A 15,927-nucleotide genomic window follows, 5' to 3' on the forward strand; every position below is an offset into this window, starting at 1 on the left:
CGATCTCGCCGCCCTGGGCGCGGATGGCGGCGGCCAGCGCGGCGCCGGCCCGGCGCGGGCTGATGCGCGCCGTCAGCCGGTCCACCAGCCACAGGCCGGTGGGCGAGGCCGGCACCAGCGCCCCCTGCGGCTTGTCGGTCAATTCCATCCCGGCCCAGTCCGGCCAATGGGCGCGGGCGGCGGCGATGCGCTCGGCCATGCGTGCCTCGGCGCCCTCGGGGACCGGCTGGATGCGGCCACTGCGGGCATAGCCGGGATCGACGTCGCCCGCTGCCGCCACCTCGGCCCACCAACCGGCCGCCGCGACCAGCGCCTCCAGCTGCACCTGCTTCTTGGCGTTCCAGTTTTCCGGCGCATGCGGGGCCAGCGCGCCGACATGGCCGCCCGAGGCGCCGGCGCCGATGCGCTCGGCCTCGAAGACCCGCACGCGGGCCCCGCGCCGCGCCAGTTCCCATGCGCAGGCAAGGCCGAAGATGCCCGCACCCGCCACCGTGATTTCGCTTGCCATTCCGCCGCCCCTTGCCGCATCTGCCTGCCAAAGAGGAGTTAGCGCGGATGGATGAGCGCGACCAGAGCAGCGCCGACCTGGACTGGCGCGAGGGGGCGATCCCGGTCTCGCGCCGCTTCGACGATCCCTATTTCAGCCTGAACGGCGGGCTGGACGAGACGCGGCATGTCTTCCTGGCCGGCAACGACCTGCCCCAGCGGCTGCGGCCCGACTTCCACGTCGCGGAACTGGGCTTCGGCACCGGGCTGAACCTGCTGGCGCTGGCGCAGGTCGCGACGGTGCCCATCCGCTTCACCAGCTTCGAGGCCTTCCCGATGAGCCTGGACGAACTGGCCCGCGCCCATGCCGCCTTCCCGGAACTGGCGCCGCTGGCCGCGCAACTGCGCGCGGGCTGGCCGCACCGGCGGATGACCGTGGGCCTGGTCGAGGCCGAGATCGTCGAAGCCGATGCCCGCCAGGCGCTGCCCGGCTGGGAAGGCCGCGCCGATGCCTGGTTCCTCGACGGGTTTTCCCCCGCCAAGAACCCGGAGCTTTGGGGCGAGACGCTGATGGCCGATGTGGCTCGCCACACCGCGCCGGGCGGCACGTTCGCCACCTATACGGCGGCGGGCCATGTGCGGCGGGCGCTGGCGGCGGCGGGGTTCGTGGTCACGCGCGCGCCCGGCTTCGCCGGCAAGCGCCACATGAGCCGCGGCCGGCTCTAGCGCCGGCTGTTCTAGCGCCGGACCGGCGGGATGCGGCTTGGCGCATAGTCGATCGGCGCGTGCGGCGGCCGGCCCTGGGTGCGGCGCCAGAAGGCCGGGCCGCCGCGGCGCAGGAACAGCGGCACCGCCAGCACGATGCCGGCGATGAAGCCCGCGGCATGGGCGATATAGGCCACGCCGTCATCGGCCATGCTGGCGCTGGAAAGCAGCTGCAGCCCGAACCAGGCCAGCAGCAGCACCCAGGCCGGAATGGTGAAGCGGCGGATGATGACGATGATGATGGCGATCACGTCGACGCGGGCGCGCGGGAACATCAGCAGGTAGCCGCCCATCACCCCGGCGATGGCGCCCGAGGCGCCGACCATGGGAATGCCGCTCGTCGGCTCGGCGGCGATCTGGCCCGCCGCGGCCGCCAGCCCGCAGGCCAGGTAGAAGACCAGGAAGCCGGCATGGCCCATCTGGTCCTCGAGATTGTCGCCGAAGACCCAGAGAAACAGCATGTTACCGGCGATATGCATGATCCCGGCATGCAGGAACATATGCGTGACCAGTCCCCAGAGCCATTGGCCATGCACGACCGCGACCGGATAGAGCGCCAGCCGGTCCCACAGCCCGACCTGGGCGCCGGCCCAGGGCATGGTGACCAGGAACATGACCAGGTTCAGGAAGATCAGCCCGTTGGTCACATAGGGCGTGCGCTCGGAGGGATTATGGTCGCGGATCGGGAACATGGCCACAGCCTGAAGCATCGCGGGGACGCGCGCAAGCGGCCCTGTTCGGATCGCCGGGCCGCGTATAGCATCGGCCCCGAATCATATCCGAGGAGGCGCCGATGACCAGCCTGACCGACCGCAAGAACGCCGCCATCTCGCGCGGCGTCGGCATGACCACGCAGATCTATGCCGAGCGCGCCGAGAATGCCGAGATCTGGGACAAGGACGGCAACCGCTATATCGACTTTGCCGCCGGCATCGCCGTGGTCAATACCGGCCACCGCCACCCGCGCGTCGTCGAGGCGGTCAAGGCCCAGCTCGACCGCTTCACCCATACCTGCCACCAGGTCGTGCCTTACGAAAACTACGTCGCCCTTGCCGAGCGGCTGAACGCGCTGGTCCCCGGCAAGGGGCCGAAGAAGACCGCCTTCTACACCACCGGCGCCGAGGCGGTGGAGAACGCCATCAAGATCGCACGCCACCATACCGGCCGCGCCGGGGTGGTGGCCTTTGCCGGCGGCTTCCACGGCCGCACCTTCCTGGGCATGTCGCTGACCGGCAAGGTCCAGCCCTACAAGGCCGGGTTCGGGCCGATGATGAACGACATCTGGCATCTGCCCTTCCCCAATGCCCTGCACGGCGTCACGGCCGAGGAGGCGCTGGCGGCGCTGGACCGGCTGTTCAAGGCCGATATCGACCCCGCCCGCGTCGCCGCGATCATCATCGAGCCGGTGCAGGGCGAGGGCGGCTTCTACGAGGCGCCTGCGGGCTTCATCCAGCGCCTGCGGCAGATCTGCGACCAGTATTCGATCCTCCTGATCGCCGACGAGGTGCAGACCGGCTTCGCCCGCACCGGCAAGCTGTTCGCGATGGAGCATCACGGCGTGGCGGCCGACCTGACCACCATGGCCAAGGGGCTGGGCGGCGGGCTGCCGATCAGCGCCGTCACCGGCCGGGCCGAGGTGATGGACAGCCCGGCCCCCGGGGGCCTTGGCGGCACCTATGCCGGCAACCCGCTGGCCGTCGCCGCCGCCCACGCGGTGCTGGACGTGATCGAGGAGGAAGGGCTTTGCGAGCGTGCCACCCGGCTCGGCCAGCGGCTGAAGCAGCGCCTGGCCAGTATCGCCGACGGTGTGCCCGAGATCGCCGAGATCCGCGGCCCCGGCTTCATGAACGCGGTCGAGTTCAACATTGCCGGCAGCGCCAAGCCCAATCCCGATTTCGCCAACCGGGTCCGCGAGGAGGCCCTGAAGCGCAAGCTGATCCTGCTGACCTGCGGCGTCTACGGCAATGTCATCCGCTTCCTGGCGCCGCTGACCATCCCGGACACGGTCTTCGACGAGGCGCTGGACATTCTCGAGGACTCGATCCGGGCCGCCCGCGGCTGAAGGCACGCTTCACCTTTCCCAAATACTCGTGCAGCGGCGCCGACGAGGGCTGTCGTCTGGGTATTTGGAAAACGGAAAGAGCCACCCCGCCAATCGCGGTGCGCCCGGTCGCTTCTTCGTTCCCCCAAATACCCAGGCGACGGCGCCGGCCAGCATCGTCGCCTGGGTATTTGGGCAACAGAGAAGCTGCAAAGGCCCGGCTCCGGGCGGGGAGGCGCGCCAACCTTTTTCCGTTTTTCAAATACCCATGCGCGGGTGCGGCCGGGCGCTCAGCCCAGGGCCTTGGAGCCCATGTTCAGGAATTTCTGCCGGCGGTCCCTGATCAGCTCGGCCGGCTTCCTACCCTCGAGCTCGCCCAGCATGGCCGAGATCGCCTCGCCCACGGCGGCGATGGCCTCGGCCGGGGCGCGCTGGGCGCCGCCCAGCGGCTCGGCGATGATGCGGTCGATCACCTCGAGCTTCTTCAGGTCCTGCGCCGTCAGCTTCAGCGCATGGGCGGCCTCGCGCATCTTTTCGGCATCCTTCCACAGGATCGAGGCGCAGCCCTCGGGCGAGATCACCGAATAGATCGAATGTTCCAGCATGGCGATGCGGTTGGCGGTGGCGAAGGCCACGGCGCCGCCCGAGCCGCCCTCGCCGATGATGACCGAGACCAGCGGCACGCCGATCTGCAGGCATTTCTCGGTCGCGCGGGCGATGGCCTCGGACTGCCCGCGCTCCTCGGCGCCCTTGCCGGGATAGGCGCCGGGCGTGTCCACCAGCGTCACCACCGGCAGGCGGAAGCGGTCGGCGATGTCCATCAGCCGGATCGCCTTGCGATAGCCTTCGGGCCGGGCCATGCCGAAATTGTGGGTGATGCGCGACTTGGTATCGTGGCCCTTTTCGTGGCCGATGACCACGCAGGGCCTGTCGTTGAAACGGGCCAGGCCGCCCATGACCGCATGATCCTCGCCGAAGGCGCGGTCGCCGGCCAGCGGCATGTATTCGGTGAACAGCTGTTCGATGTAGTCCTTGCAATGCGGCCGTTCGGGATGGCGGGCCACCTGCGTCTTGCGCCAGGGATCGAGCTGCTTGTAGAGGTCGCGCAGCATGTCCTCGGCCTTCTTGTCGAGGGCGGCGGCCTCCTTCTCCAGATCGACGCCCTCGCCCTTGCTGGCCAGGACGCGCAGCTCCTCGGCCTTGCCTTCAAGATCGGCAAGGGGCTTCTCGAACTCCAGGTAAGTCATGCAGGGCTCCGCGCTGTCATCCGGTCTGGTTGCGGTCTATATGCTTGCCCGGGGGCCGGATTGCAACGTCAGCCTTGCCACCGGGCCAGCGACTTCTCGTCCTCGTCCCGGGCCTCGACCCAGGCGCCGGCGCCGTCGGGGCCGATCTCGCGCTTCCAGAACGGCGCGCGGGATTTCAGCCAGTCCATCAGGTATTCTGCCGCCGCGAAGGCCGCACCGCGATGCCGGGCGGCGGTCGCGACCATCATGATCGGCTCGCCCACCGCCAGCCGGCCGTGGCGATGCAGGATGCGCCAGTCGGCGAGGTCGAAGCGGCGCGCGGCTTCCTCGCCATAGGCTTGCAGGGCCTTTTCGGTCATGCCGGGGTAATGCTCGATCTCCAGCGCCAGCAGCCGGCCGCCCTCGTCGCGCACCAGGCCCGAGAAGGTGACGACCGCCCCGGCGCCGGCGCCGAAGCCGGCCAGCTCGGCGGCGATGTCGAAGGGCTCGGCCTGGACCCGCGCGGCCATGGTTCAGCCCCCGGTCATCGGCGGGAAGAAGGCGACCTCGCGCGCGCCGGCCAGCGGTGCGTCCAGCTCGGCCAGTTCCTGATCCACCGCGACGCGCACCGCCGCCAGATCGGCCAGCGCCGCGGCATGCCACTGGTCCATGGCGGCCAGCTCGGCGACCAGTTCGCGCACGGTCGCGGCCTCGGTCTCGATCCTTTCGCGGGGCTGGCCGACGCGCTCGCGCAGCCAGGCGAACCAGAGCACGTCAAGCGGCATGGTCGTCCCTCAGATAGGGCCGGGCCTTGTCGAAATAGTCCCAGCCGGTGATGGCGGTCAGCACTCCCGCAATCCAGAACAGCAGCAGGCCGACCTGCGTCGCCAGGTCCGACCAGCTGTCGGACCAGGGCAGGCTGGTTTCGCCCACCAGCGGCGGGTGGCCGGTTTCGTAATAGTTCAGGCCGGTGCCCAGGAACAGCACGGCGATGGCGACCATCTGCGCGGTGGTCTTCCACTTGGCCAGTTTCGTCACCTTCAGGTGCCGCGACTGGTCGCCCAGGAATTCCCGCAGGCCCGAGACGAAGACCTCGCGGAACAGGATCACCGTCGAGGGCAGGATGAGCCAGGGGTTCATGCCGGAATAGCCGGTGATGACCACCACGGCGATGATGACCATGGCCTTGTCGGCGATCGGGTCCATGGCAGCGCCGAATCGGCTTTCCAGCCCCCAGGCGCGGGCCAGGTAGCCGTCGAACCAGTCGGTGACGGCCGCGATCAGGAACAGCGCCAGCGCCGCGAAATCCGCGAAGGGCCGGGCGAGGAAGAAGAACATCAGCGGCACCAGCGGCGCGGCCGCAAGTCGCAGAACGGTCAGGATATTGGGCAAGGTCCAGCGCATGGGGGCAATCTAGGCGCTTGTGCGCCCCGGGGGAAGGGGGCGCGGCAGCCATGGCCGGCTGTCGGTCGGAAAGGTGCTTGCCATGGCGGCGCGCCTCGGATAGGCGATTTAGAAATGTAATAACATTTCATATCAACAATCCGGAAAGGGGCGAAGGACATGCCGGGAAAGACGATCAGACATATCGGGGCGCTGATGGCGGTGTCGCTGCTGCTTGCCGCCGGGCAGGCGGCGGCGCAGGGCAACGCGGGCGCGGGTCACGCGCATGACCACGGTCACGACCATGCCCATGACCACGCCCATGACGATGCGGTCTACAAGGGGTATTTCGAGGACAGCCAGGTCAGCGCCCGCGCGCTTTCCGATTGGGAGGGCGACTGGCAGTCGGTCTATCCGCTGCTTGCGGACGGCACGCTGGACCCGGTCCTGGCCCACAAGGCCGAGCATGGCGAGAAAAGCGCCGAAGACTATCGCGCCTATTACGAGACGGGATACAAGACCGACGTGGAGCGCATCACCATCGAGGGCGACAGCGTCACCTTCCACCGCGGCGGCGAATCGGTGCGGGGACGCTATGCCGATGACGGGCACGAGATCCTGACCTATGAGGCGGGGAATCGCGGCGTGCGCTATGTGTTCCGCAAGATCGAGGGCGACGCGGCCGCGCCGCAATTCATCCAGTTCAGCGACCACGCCATCGCGCCGGTCAAAGCCGGGCACTATCACCTGTATTGGGGGAACGACCGCGCGGCGCTGCTGAAGGAGGTCAGCAACTGGCCGACCTATTACCCTGCGGCGCTGAGCAAGCAGCAGATCGTCGAGGAGATGCTGGCGCATTGATCCCGAGCGGCGGGGGCGGTCCCGGCGCCGTCCCTATCCCTTGTGGAAATGGTCGAGGATCTTCTGCGCCATGGATTCGCTGATGCCCTCGACCGCGACCAGGTCGGCGAGCCCGGCGCGGCTGACCGCCTTGGCGCTGCCGAAATGCTGGAGCAGCGCCCGCTTGCGGGCGGCGCCGATCCCCGCGATCTCGTCCAGCGGGTTCGCCATCACGGCCTTGGCCCGCTTGGCGCGATGCGTGCCGATGGCCCAGCGATGCGCCTCGTCCCGCAGGCGCTGGACGAAATACAGTACCGGGTCGTTCATCCGCAGCGCGAAGGGGCGCTGGCCGGGGCGATGGAATTCCTCCTTGCCATGGTCGCGGTCCTCGCCCTTGGCGACGCCGACCATGGGGATGTCCTCGACCCCCATCTCGGCCATGATCTCATGCACCGCGCTGACCTGCCCGGCGCCGCCGTCGATCAGCAAGAGGTCCGGCCAGGCATCGGTCTGGCGGTCTGGATCCTCCTTCAGCAGGCGCGAGAAGCGGCGGGTCAGCACCTCCTTCATCATGCCGAAATCGTCGCCCGGCGTGATCTCGGTGCCCTTGATGTTGAACTTGCGATACTGGCTCTTGATCCAGCCCTCGGGGCCGGCCACGACCATGCCGCCGACGGCATTGGTGCCCTGGATATGGCTGTTGTCATAGACCTCGATGCGCTGCGGCACGGCGGGCAGGTCGAAGGCTTCGGCCAGACCCTCCAGCAGCCGCTGCTGCGCCGCGCTTTCCGACATGCGGCGGGCCAGGCTTTCGCGGGCGTTGCGCAGGGCGTTTTCCACCAGCTCGGCCTTTTCGCCGCGCTGGGGCACGCCCAGCGTGACCTTGCGCCCGGCCTTTTCCGACAGCGCCTCGGTCATCAGGTCGGGGTCCTCGATGCCATGCGACAGCAGGATCAGCCGCGGCGGCACCTTGCCGTCGTAGAACTGCGCCAGGAAGGCCTGCATCACCTCGTCGGCCGATTCCACCCCGTTCAGCCGGGGGTAGAAGTCGCGGTTGCCCCAGCTCTGGTTGCCGCGGATGAAGAAGACCTGCACGCAGGCCTGCCCGCCCTCCATGTGCAGCGCGATCACGTCGGCCTCGGGCACGCCGCGCGGGTTGATCGCCTGCACCGATTGCACGGCGGTCAGCGCCTTGATGCGGTCGCGCAAGGCGGCGGCGCGTTCGTATTCCATCGCCTCGGCGGCCTCGGCCATCTCGCGCGCCAGGTCGGCCTGGATGCGGGTGGTCTTGCCCTGCAAAAACAGCTCGGCATCGGCGACCAGGCTGTTGTATTCCTCCAGCCCGATGCGGCCGACGCAGGGCGCGCTGCAGCGCTTGATCTGGTAAAGCAGGCAGGGCCGCGTCCGGCTGGAGAAGGTGGCGTCGGTGCAGCTGCGCAGCAGGAACACCCGCTGCAGCTGGTTCAGCGTCCGGTTCACCGCCCCGGCACTGGCGAAGGGGCCGTAATAGTCGCCCTTTTCCGCCTTGGCGCCGCGGTGCTTCTTGATCTGCGCGAAGGGATGCGCCTTGGCGACCAGGATGTTCGGAAAGCTCTTGTCGTCGCGCAAGAGCACGTTGTAGCGCGGCTTCAGCTGCTTGATCAGGTTCTGTTCCAGCAGCAGCGCCTCGGTCTCGGTGCGCGTGGTCAGGAACATCATCGAGCAGGTCTCGCGGATCATCCGGGCGATGCGCGCCGAATGGCCGCTGCCGCGCGCATAGTTCGAGACCCGCGCCCGCAGGTTCCGCGCCTTGCCGACGTAAAGCACCGCCCCCTGCGCATCCAGCATCCGATAGACCCCCGGCGAGCCGTCGAGCGTCTTCAGATAGTCCTGGATCAGCGCCTGGCCGGTCTTTCCCGGCCGCTTTTCTGGGGTGGAATCGGTCATGCTGTTAACGAAATGATTCTCGGCCTCGGCTGCAAGTTCCAGTGGCGAAGATCAAGCTGAATCCTGTCCACGGAATCTGTGGATAACTCTGTGAATCAGCTTGGGAGCAACACGCGTTCAATTAGCGTTTCTTGGGGTTTCGTCGATCTGATTAAAATTCAGGCAATTCCGCAGAGCGCTGATTTGGAACGATATTTTTTCTCTGCCATACAATCCCCTGAATTTCTTGCCAGAATCGTGAAGGAAGGGTGAAGGCGATGTGAAAGGTGGACAACTTGCCGCGGCGGCAGCCCTTTCGCGCCTATTCCACCCCCAGCACGTCGGGCGTGCGCCAGGCCAGATGCTGGCCTCCGTCGACGCAGATCAGCTGTCCGGTGACCGAGGGCGCGTCCAGCAGATAGCCCAGGGCGGCGCAGACATCCTCGGGGCCGGCGCCGCGCTGCAGGATCGTGGCGGCGCGCTGGCTGGCGAAATGGCTGTCGGACTGGCGCAGCCCCTGCACGGTCGGGCCGGGGCCGATGGCATTGACGCGGATATCCGGCGCCAGGGCCTGGGCTGTGGTCCGGGTCAGCCACCACAGCCCGGCCTTGGCCACGGAATAGGTCATGAATTCCGGGGTCGGCTTCAGCACCCGCTGGTCGATCATGTTGACGATCAGCCCCTGCGCCAGCGGCTCGGCGCCGCGGCGATCGGCCTTGGGGGCCTGGGCGGCGAAGGCCTGGGTCAGGATGAAGGGCGCCTGCAGGTTCGAGCCGATATGCCGGTCCCAGCTTTGCCGGCTGGCGGTGCGGATGTTGTCGTATTCGAAGATCGAGGCGTTGTTCACCAGCACCGTCAGCGGTCCCAGCGCGGTCTGGGCACGCGGCACCAGCGCCTCGGCCTGGTCGGGGTCCAGCAGGTCGGCATGCAGGATCTCGGCCCGGACGCCAAGCGCGCGGATCTCGGCCGCGGTGGTCTCGGCCTCGCTGGCCGAGGCGTGGCAATGCAGGGCGATGTCATGGCCGCGCCGGGCCAAGTAAAGCGCCATGGCCCTGCCCAGCCGACGGGCGGCGCCGGTGATCAGCGCGGTCATGGTCCTGTCCCTTGCTCAGGGTCCGTGTCCGGAGCGGGAAGCGGGGCGAAATCCTTGGTCATTTGTGCGGCAATCCCAGGATGCGGGCGATGATGCGGCGCACGCCCGGCCCGGCGGCCAGCGCCAGCGCCACGATGATGAGCAGGCAGAGGAGGACGGTCTTGATCATCCGCGCCCCGCCCCGAAGCGCGAGAAGGCCGCGCGCTCCTCGACCGATCCCAGCAGGTCATCCGCCGACAGGCCGAAGCGCCGCAGCAGCGGCACGCGCTGGCCATAGGTCAGGAAGCGGACCTTCTTGCCGTAAAGCTCGCGCATCTTCGGCACCAGATGGGCGATGCCGTCGGCCAGGCCCAGCTCGACCGCCTCGCGGCCGGTCCAGATCTCGCCGGTGAACAGGTCGCGATCCTCGGGCAGGCGGCTGCCGCGGCGGGCGCGCACCTGCTCCTTGAAGGCCTCGTGGATCGGGCCCAGCAGGCGGTTCAGCCGCTCGACATCCTCGGGGGTCTCGGGACGGAACGGGTCCAGCATCGACTTGGAGCGGCCGGCGGTATGCACCCGCCGCTCGATGCCGTGGCGCTGGATCAGCTCGGCAAAGCCGAAGCCCGAGGAGATCACCCCGATGGAGCCCAGGACCGAGCTGGCATCGGCCCAGATGTAATCGGCGCTGCAGGCCAGCCAGTAGCCGCCCGAGGCCGCCACGTCCTCGACGAAGGCATGGACGGGCACCTCGTGCTCCTCGGACAGGCGGCGCAGGCGGGCGCCGATCAGGCTGGACTGCACCGGCGAGCCGCCGGGAGAGTTCAGTGCCAGCGCCACCGCCGCCGGCTTGCGGCGCTTGAAGGCGCGCTCCAGCAGCGGGGCCAGCGCGGCATCGGACAGGCCGGGCCCGCCGCGTCCGGCGATCCCGATGGCGCCTTGCAGGCGCAGGACGGCGACAGTGGCCGGGCGGTTCAGGAATGGAATTCTCATGGGCCCCAGATAAGGATGTGGCGGCGTGGCGGCAAGCGGTCAGCTCTGCCCTTTCAGGAAGTCCAGCACCTCGGTGCGGTCGGGCATGGCGTCGCCGGCCCCGCGGCGCGTCACCTGCAGCGCGGCGGCGGCGGCGGCATGGCGCAGGGCGGTCGGCGGATCCTCGCCGCGCGACAGGCCGGCGGCGAACCAGCCGGCGAAGCAATCGCCGGCGCCGGTCGTGTCCACCGCCTGCACCGGAAAGGCCGGTTGGTGCCAGACCTGTCCGCTGCGCAGGTCGCGGAACTCGGCGCCCTCGGCGCCGCGGGTGATCAGCAGCGCCTCGATCGGCAGGTCCTCGCCGAAGGCGGCGAAGGTGTCGCGGGCCTCGAGCGCGTTCACTGCCAGGATCGAGACATGCGGCAGCACCGCGCGCAGCGCCTCGATCTGGAAGGGCGCGGCGGAATAGATCACCCGCGCCCCTGCCCGACGGGCCAGTGCTGCGGCCTCGGCCTGCAGATTGGTCTCGTTCTGCATCAGCAGGAAGTCGCCGGGCCCGAGGCCGGCGCGGGCCGGCAGGTCGGCGGGCAGGGCGAGGTTGGCGCCGCCATGCAGGACGATGGAATTCTCGCCCCCGGCCTCGACCAGGATGATGGCATGGCCGGTGGCGATGCCCGCGAGCCGCAGGATGGCCGAGGTCTTGACCCCCGCCGCCGCCAGCCGGTCCAGCACCCAGTCGTCGCCGGCGCCCATGGCGCCCAGATGCACGACCTTGGCCCCGGCCCGCGCCGCCGCCACGGACTGGTTTGCGCCCTTGCCGCCCAGGCCCATGGCATAGGACTGCGCGTGCAGCGTCTCGCCGGCGCGGGGCAGGGCCTGCAGGCGATAGACATGGTCGATATTGATCGAGCCGAGATTGTAGATCGTCATCCGCCCTCCGACTCCGCCCGTTCACCGTTTCCCAGATGTTCATGCAATGCTGGCGGTGCGTCGCGCCATTTCAGCCCCGGCGCCACAGCTTGTCCATCCCGGAAACGAAAGACGCGCCCCAGGGGGGGGCGCGTCCTGCAGCTTGCGAGCCGGCGATCACTCCGGCTTGCGCGGATGCTTGATCGGCAGCCAGAGCTTCTTGTTGGTCAGATACAGCAGCGCCGCCAGCACGATCAGGAACAGCACCGAGACGAAGCCGACCTGCTTGCGGTCCATCATCTTCGGCTCGGCCGTCCACATCAGGAAGGCGGCCACGTCGCGCGACATCTGGTCGACGGTGGCTTCGGTGCCGTCCTCATAGGTGACCTGGCCATCGCTCAGCGGCGGCGGCATCTTGATCCAGTTCCCGGCGAAGGCGGCGTTGTGATAGAAGGTGCTGCCCGCTTCCTCCTTGTCCTCGCCGTTATAGCCGGTCAGGACGGCGTGGATGTATTCCGGCCCGCCGATGCCGTTGAACAGCTGCGAGATGCCGGTGCCATAGGGACCGTGGAAGCCGGCGCGCGCCTTGGCCATCAGCGACAGGTCCGGCCCCATGCCCTCGCCCGAGACGGTCGGGAAATGGTCGGTCGGCTCGCGCGGGCGATCCTCGCCGGTTTCGGCATCGGTGATGTCGAAATTCGCGGCATAGGCGCGGACCTGATCCTCGGGCAGGCCGGGGCCACCCTCGTCGCCCAGGGTGCGCAGCGGCACATAGCGCAGGCCGTGGCAGGCCGAACAGACCTCGGTATAGACCTGCAGGCCGCGCTGCAGCTGGAACTGGTCGAACTTGCCGAACGGTCCCTCGAAGCTGAACGAGATATCCTCGATATGCGCCTCGGCATGGCTGTCGCCGGCCTCTTCGGCGGCCGCATGCTCCTCGGCCGGGGTGGCTTCGGCGGCGCTCCCGGCATCCGGTGCCGCCTCGGCGGGTTCCTCGGCAGCAGGAGCTGCGGCGGCCGGTTCTTCTGCCGCTTCCGCTGCAGGAGCTTCGGCGGCATCATCGGCTGCGGCCTCCGGTGCGGTTTCGGCGGCCGGTTCGGCGGCTTCCGGTTGAACCTCGGTCTCCGCGGCCTCGGTCTCCGCGGCCTCGGCTGGTGCCGCCTCGGCCGGAGCGGCTTCGGCGGGTTGCTCGGACTCGGCCGCTGCCGCCGCGGCCTCCTCGGCCGGCTGCGCCTCGGTTTCGGCTGCCGGTTCTTCGGCGCCCGCTTCCGGGGTTGCCCCGGCGGCAGGCGTTTCGGCCTCGGGTGCCGCTTCGGTTGCAGCTTCGGCGGCCGGCGCTTCCTCGGCGGTCGGTTCGGCCGCGGATTCCGTCGCGGCCTCGGGTGCCTCGGCCGCCGGGGCGACCGTGCTGCCGGTCTGGTAGCTCGAGCCCGCGGGGGCGGTGGTGCCGGGCGCCGTGCTTGCGTCCTGTGCCACCGCGCCGCCTGCCAAGGCAACCGTCAGGGCCGCAACGGCCGTGAGCGATGCGTTTCTCAGGGTCATTGATGCCTCTCCTTACTCGGCAGGATGGGTTTCGGGCCCGTAATGGGCGTTGAAGTCTTCCTCGATGGTCTGCGGCATCGGCAGCGGCTTCTCGATGATGCCGAGCAGCGGCAGGATCACCAGGAAATAGGCGAACCAATAGGCCGCGCCGAACAGCGCGATATAGGGATAGATCCCCTCGGCCGGCATGGCGCCCACCCACATCAGGACCACGAAATCCACCGCGAGCAGCCAGAACCACCACTTGAACAGCGGCCGGTACTGCCCCGAGCGCACCCGCGACGTGTCAAGCCACGGCACCAGCGCCATGACCAGGATGGCACCGAACATGGCGATCACGCCGAAGAACTTGGCGTCGATGATGCGGAAGGACAGCCAGTTCACCAGCTGCACCAGCCAGACATCGGCGGTGAAGGCGCGCAGGATGGCGTAGAAGGGCAGGAAATACCATTCCGGCACGATATGCGCCGGCGTCGCCAGCGGGTTCGCCTCGGTATAGTTGTCGGGATGGCCCAGGTAGTTCGGCATGAAGCCGACGATGGCGAAGAACACCACCAGCACCACGGCCAGCGCGAACAGGTCCTTGATGACGAAATAGGGCCAGAAGGGCAGGGTGTCCTTCTGCGCCTCTTCCTTCGAGGCGCGGCGCACCTCGATGCCGGTCGGGTTGTTGTTGCCGGTGGTGTGGAAGGCCCAGATATGGACGATCACCAGTGCGGCGATGACGAAGGGCAGCAGGTAGTGCAGCGAGAAGAAGCGGTTCAGCGTCGCGTTGTCCACCGCCGGGCCGCCCAGCAGCCAGGTCTGAATCGACTCGCCGATGCCGGGAATGGCGCCGAACAGGCCGGTGATCACCGTGGCGCCCCAGAAGGACATCTGGCCCCAGGGCAGCACATAGCCCATGAAGGCGGTGCCCATCATGCACAGATAGATCAGCATGCCGACGATCCAGGTCACCTCGCGCGGGGCCTTGTAGCTGCCGTAATAGAGGCCGCGGAAGATGTGGATGTAGACGGCGAAGAAGAACAGCGAGGCGCCGTTGGCATGCAGGTAGCGCAGCATGTAGCCGCCGTTCACGTCGCGCATGATATGCTCGACCGAGGCGAAGGCCATGTCGACATGCGGCGTGTAATGCATGACCAGCACCACGCCGGTCGCGATCTGCAGCACCAGGCAGAAGGCCAGCACGATGCCCCAGATCCACCACCAGTTCAGGTTCTTGGGGGTGGGGATCATGATGGTGTCGTAGATCAGGCCGACGACGGGGAGGCGGCGATGCAGCCAGCGCTCGAAACCCGTCTTGGGCTCGTAATGGTCGTGGGGAATTCCGGCCATGTGCGCCTCCTCAGCCCAGCTTGATGGTGGTTTCGTTGACGAATTCGGCAACGGGGATGTGCAGGTTCTGCGGCGCCGGGCCTTTGCGGATGCGGCCCGCCGTATCGTAGTGAGAGCCGTGGCAGGGGCAGAACCAGCCGCCGAAATCGCCGGCGCCGTCGCCGATCGGCACGCAGCCCAGATGGGTGCAGACGCCGATCATCACCAGCCATTCCCCGGCCTCGTCCAGGGTGCGGTTCTGGTCGGTCGCGGGTTCGCCGGGCTTGTTCGGATTCTCGGCGTTCTGGTCGATCAGGTCGCCCAGCTGCACCTCGCGGCCCTTCTGGATCTCGTCCTCGGTGCGGCGGCGGATGAACACGGGCTTGCCCAGCCATTTCACCGTCAGCTGGGTGCCGGTCTCGACGCCGCTGACATCGACCTGGATCGAGGCAAGCGCCTGGACGTCGGCCGAGGGGTTCATCTGGTTGACAAGGGTCCAGGCCGCGGCCCCGGCCGCGACGGCGCCGGCACCGGCGGTCGCGAAATAGAGGAAGTCCCTCCGGGTGCCGTGGTCACCTGCGTGTTCGTCTGCGTGGGACACGGGTTTTGATCTCCATTTATGCCCCGAAACCGGGGCGATACGACGGAACGGGCCGTGCATCGCACAGCCCTCGCATGGGCGGTTCTAGCGATCAAAATCCTGTCAGTCCAGCGGGGCAGGCGGGCGGGCGCGCCGCAAAACGCCGCAGGTGTGGGATTTTAGCTGCGCGCCGCCGGCCGCCCGGCCGGCTGTTTGCGCTAAAGCAGCCCCGCGCTGCGGAAGCTGAGTTCGCGGGCCTTGCCGATGATCAGATGGTCGTGAACGGCGATTCCCATCACCTCGGCCGCGGCGACGATGCGGCCGGTCATGGCGATGTCGGCCTGCGAGGGGGTGGGGTCGCCCGAGGGGTGGTTGTGCAACATACTACGTACCCGTGTATCTATTTGAATAAAAAGGGGATTTTATAGGATTTCTGAGAAATGGGGACGTTGTCTGGGGTGTGTAAGTCGTGCTCTGCCATGATCGTCACGCTCCGTCCTCACGATGCACGTCAATTCGTCCTGGAACACGGCAACTCACTTTGTTCTTTTCATCCCAGGCATCAAGTTCGCTCGCTGGATAGAGGACCGCTTTGCCGATCTTGACGAACGATGGGCCGATCCTCATTGATCTCCAGTTTCGCAGTGTACCTGGAGAGACGATTCCACGATAGCGCTCAGAAACTTCTTCTGGGGTGAAAAATCTGCTTTCTGTCATTACGATCTCCTCGCGTGGAGGCCGCGCTATGACTGGACGATTGAAATGCGGCTGCACCTGCTCCGTCACAGTCAGTAAACACTTTGGCCGTTCATCCCACATTCTCCAAGTAAGTCGCTGATTTCGCTGTCGTAATCGTGATATTTCGCATATAAATCATGGCGTTGACGGCTGCGAG

16 protein-coding genes and 2 pseudogenes are annotated in these 15,927 nt (G+C 67.8%); 3 read left to right on the plus strand and 15 right to left on the minus strand.

The genetic code is table 11. From position 1 onward, the window contains the following. Positions 1-508: NAD(P)/FAD-dependent oxidoreductase (locus I9P22_RS18605; RefSeq protein ID WP_199261045.1), on the minus strand; the 508-nt coding region annotated here is incomplete at its 3' end. A gap of 47 nt (positions 509-555) precedes the next feature. Between I9P22_RS18605 and mnmD the strand changes: the two genes are divergently transcribed. After that, entirely contained in the window at positions 556-1,212 is a 657-nt protein-coding gene (mnmD, locus tag I9P22_RS18610; protein ID WP_199261047.1) for a tRNA (5-methylaminomethyl-2-thiouridine)(34)-methyltransferase MnmD, read from the plus strand. Positions 1,213-1,223: 11 nt separating this feature from the next. Here mnmD and I9P22_RS18615 read toward each other — a convergent pair whose 3' ends face one another. Next, a complete protein-coding gene (locus I9P22_RS18615) occupies positions 1,224-1,943 on the minus strand; it encodes a rhomboid family intramembrane serine protease (protein WP_199261049.1) in 720 nt (239 codons plus the stop codon). Positions 1,944-2,044: 101 nt separating this feature from the next. Between I9P22_RS18615 and I9P22_RS18620 the strand changes: the two genes are divergently transcribed. Then, positions 2,045-3,313 carry a 4-aminobutyrate--2-oxoglutarate transaminase gene (locus I9P22_RS18620; protein WP_199261051.1) on the plus strand — a complete coding sequence of 423 codons (1,269 nt, stop codon included), beginning with the start codon at positions 2,045-2,047 and terminating at the stop codon, positions 3,311-3,313. Positions 3,314-3,582: 269 nt separating this feature from the next. On the opposite strand, the gene I9P22_RS18625 is transcribed toward I9P22_RS18620, so the two are convergent. The 4 genes from I9P22_RS18625 to pgsA form a co-directional block, all read right to left on the minus strand. Beyond that, entirely contained in the window at positions 3,583-4,539 is a 957-nt protein-coding gene (locus I9P22_RS18625) for an acetyl-CoA carboxylase carboxyltransferase subunit alpha (RefSeq protein WP_199261053.1), read from the minus strand. 68 nt (positions 4,540-4,607) lie between these two features. Continuing rightward, on the minus strand, positions 4,608-5,048 hold the full coding sequence (locus tag I9P22_RS18630) for a molybdenum cofactor biosynthesis protein MoaE (protein WP_199261055.1): 441 nt from the start codon (positions 5,046-5,048) through the stop codon (positions 4,608-4,610). Between the two features lie 3 nt (positions 5,049-5,051). After that, a complete protein-coding gene (gene moaD, locus I9P22_RS18635; RefSeq protein WP_199261057.1) occupies positions 5,052-5,303 on the minus strand; it encodes a molybdopterin converting factor subunit 1 in 252 nt (83 codons plus the stop codon). Next, positions 5,293-5,922: a CDP-diacylglycerol--glycerol-3-phosphate 3-phosphatidyltransferase gene (gene pgsA, locus I9P22_RS18640; RefSeq protein ID WP_199261059.1), complete on the minus strand. Its 630-nt coding sequence runs from the start codon at positions 5,920-5,922 to the stop codon at positions 5,293-5,295. The genes moaD and pgsA overlap by 11 nt, the downstream gene beginning before the upstream one ends. Before the next feature lie 159 nt (positions 5,923-6,081). Between pgsA and I9P22_RS18645 the strand changes: the two genes are divergently transcribed. Beyond that, a complete protein-coding gene (locus I9P22_RS18645) occupies positions 6,082-6,762 on the plus strand; it encodes a metal-binding protein ZinT (RefSeq protein ID WP_233253467.1) in 681 nt (226 codons plus the stop codon). A gap of 33 nt (positions 6,763-6,795) precedes the next feature. Here the strand turns inward: I9P22_RS18645 and uvrC are convergent, their stop codons facing one another. From uvrC to I9P22_RS18690, 9 genes and pseudogenes are all read right to left on the minus strand, one after another. Further along, a complete protein-coding gene (gene uvrC / locus I9P22_RS18650) occupies positions 6,796-8,667 on the minus strand; it encodes an excinuclease ABC subunit UvrC (protein ID WP_199261061.1) in 1,872 nt (623 codons plus the stop codon). A 301-nt stretch (positions 8,668-8,968) separates the two neighbouring features. Further along, positions 8,969-9,739, minus strand: coding sequence for an SDR family oxidoreductase (locus tag I9P22_RS18655; RefSeq protein ID WP_199261063.1), 771 nt, complete (start codon positions 9,737-9,739; stop codon positions 8,969-8,971). A 165-nt stretch (positions 9,740-9,904) separates the two neighbouring features. Further along, positions 9,905-10,708 (minus strand): S49 family peptidase, encoded by an 804-nt coding sequence (locus tag I9P22_RS18660; RefSeq protein ID WP_199261066.1) that lies wholly within the window; start codon positions 10,706-10,708, stop codon positions 9,905-9,907. A 39-nt stretch (positions 10,709-10,747) separates the two neighbouring features. After that, positions 10,748-11,617, minus strand: coding sequence for a ribokinase (locus I9P22_RS18665; RefSeq protein WP_199261068.1), 870 nt, complete (start codon positions 11,615-11,617; stop codon positions 10,748-10,750). Positions 11,618-11,773: 156 nt separating this feature from the next. Further along, positions 11,774-12,556, minus strand: a pseudogene (locus I9P22_RS24640) (cytochrome c1); the annotation flags it as partial. 594 nt (positions 12,557-13,150) lie between these two features. Beyond that, positions 13,151-14,473, minus strand: coding sequence for a cytochrome b (gene petB, locus I9P22_RS18675; protein WP_199261072.1), 1,323 nt, complete (start codon positions 14,471-14,473; stop codon positions 13,151-13,153). Positions 14,474-14,483: 10 nt separating this feature from the next. Beyond that, on the minus strand, positions 14,484-15,053 hold the full coding sequence (gene petA, locus I9P22_RS18680; RefSeq protein ID WP_199261074.1) for a ubiquinol-cytochrome c reductase iron-sulfur subunit: 570 nt from the start codon (positions 15,051-15,053) through the stop codon (positions 14,484-14,486). Positions 15,054-15,250: 197 nt separating this feature from the next. Beyond that, positions 15,251-15,412 (minus strand): annotated as a pseudogene (locus I9P22_RS18685) (JAB domain-containing protein); the annotation flags it as partial. 106 nt (positions 15,413-15,518) lie between these two features. Continuing rightward, on the minus strand, positions 15,519-15,749 hold the full coding sequence (locus I9P22_RS18690) for a helix-turn-helix transcriptional regulator (RefSeq protein WP_199261076.1): 231 nt from the start codon (positions 15,747-15,749) through the stop codon (positions 15,519-15,521). Positions 15,750-15,927: the final 178 nt, after the last annotated feature.

This window comes from Paracoccus binzhouensis (genome assembly GCF_016446475.1).
Classification (GTDB): Bacteria; Pseudomonadota; Alphaproteobacteria; order Rhodobacterales; family Rhodobacteraceae; genus Paracoccus; species Paracoccus binzhouensis.

Excerpts from the sequence above, each read along its gene's own strand:
- I9P22_RS18690 (WP_199261076.1), bottom strand. The coding sequence starts at position 15,749 with ATGACAGAAAGCAGATTTTTCACCCCAGAAGAAGTTTCTGAGCGCTAT.
- uvrC (WP_199261061.1), bottom strand. The coding sequence starts at position 8,667 with ATGACCGATTCCACCCCAGAAAAGCGGCCGGGAAAGACCGGCCAGGCG.
- pgsA (WP_199261059.1), bottom strand. The coding sequence starts at position 5,922 with ATGCGCTGGACCTTGCCCAATATCCTGACCGTTCTGCGACTTGCGGCC.
- moaD (WP_199261057.1), bottom strand. The coding sequence starts at position 5,303 with ATGCCGCTTGACGTGCTCTGGTTCGCCTGGCTGCGCGAGCGCGTCGGC.
- I9P22_RS18625 (WP_199261053.1), bottom strand. The coding sequence starts at position 4,539 with ATGACTTACCTGGAGTTCGAGAAGCCCCTTGCCGATCTTGAAGGCAAG.
- I9P22_RS18630 (WP_199261055.1), bottom strand. The coding sequence starts at position 5,048 with ATGGCCGCGCGGGTCCAGGCCGAGCCCTTCGACATCGCCGCCGAGCTG.
- I9P22_RS18660 (WP_199261066.1), bottom strand. The coding sequence starts at position 10,708 with ATGAGAATTCCATTCCTGAACCGCCCGGCCACTGTCGCCGTCCTGCGC.
- I9P22_RS18655 (WP_199261063.1), bottom strand. The coding sequence starts at position 9,739 with ATGACCGCGCTGATCACCGGCGCCGCCCGTCGGCTGGGCAGGGCCATG.
- mnmD (WP_199261047.1), top strand. The coding sequence starts at position 556 with ATGGATGAGCGCGACCAGAGCAGCGCCGACCTGGACTGGCGCGAGGGG.
- I9P22_RS18665 (WP_199261068.1), bottom strand. The coding sequence starts at position 11,617 with ATGACGATCTACAATCTCGGCTCGATCAATATCGACCATGTCTATCGC.
- I9P22_RS18615 (WP_199261049.1), bottom strand. The coding sequence starts at position 1,943 with ATGTTCCCGATCCGCGACCATAATCCCTCCGAGCGCACGCCCTATGTG.
- petB (WP_199261072.1), bottom strand. The coding sequence starts at position 14,473 with ATGGCCGGAATTCCCCACGACCATTACGAGCCCAAGACGGGTTTCGAG.
- I9P22_RS18645 (WP_233253467.1), top strand. The coding sequence starts at position 6,082 with ATGCCGGGAAAGACGATCAGACATATCGGGGCGCTGATGGCGGTGTCG.
- I9P22_RS18620 (WP_199261051.1), top strand. The coding sequence starts at position 2,045 with ATGACCAGCCTGACCGACCGCAAGAACGCCGCCATCTCGCGCGGCGTC.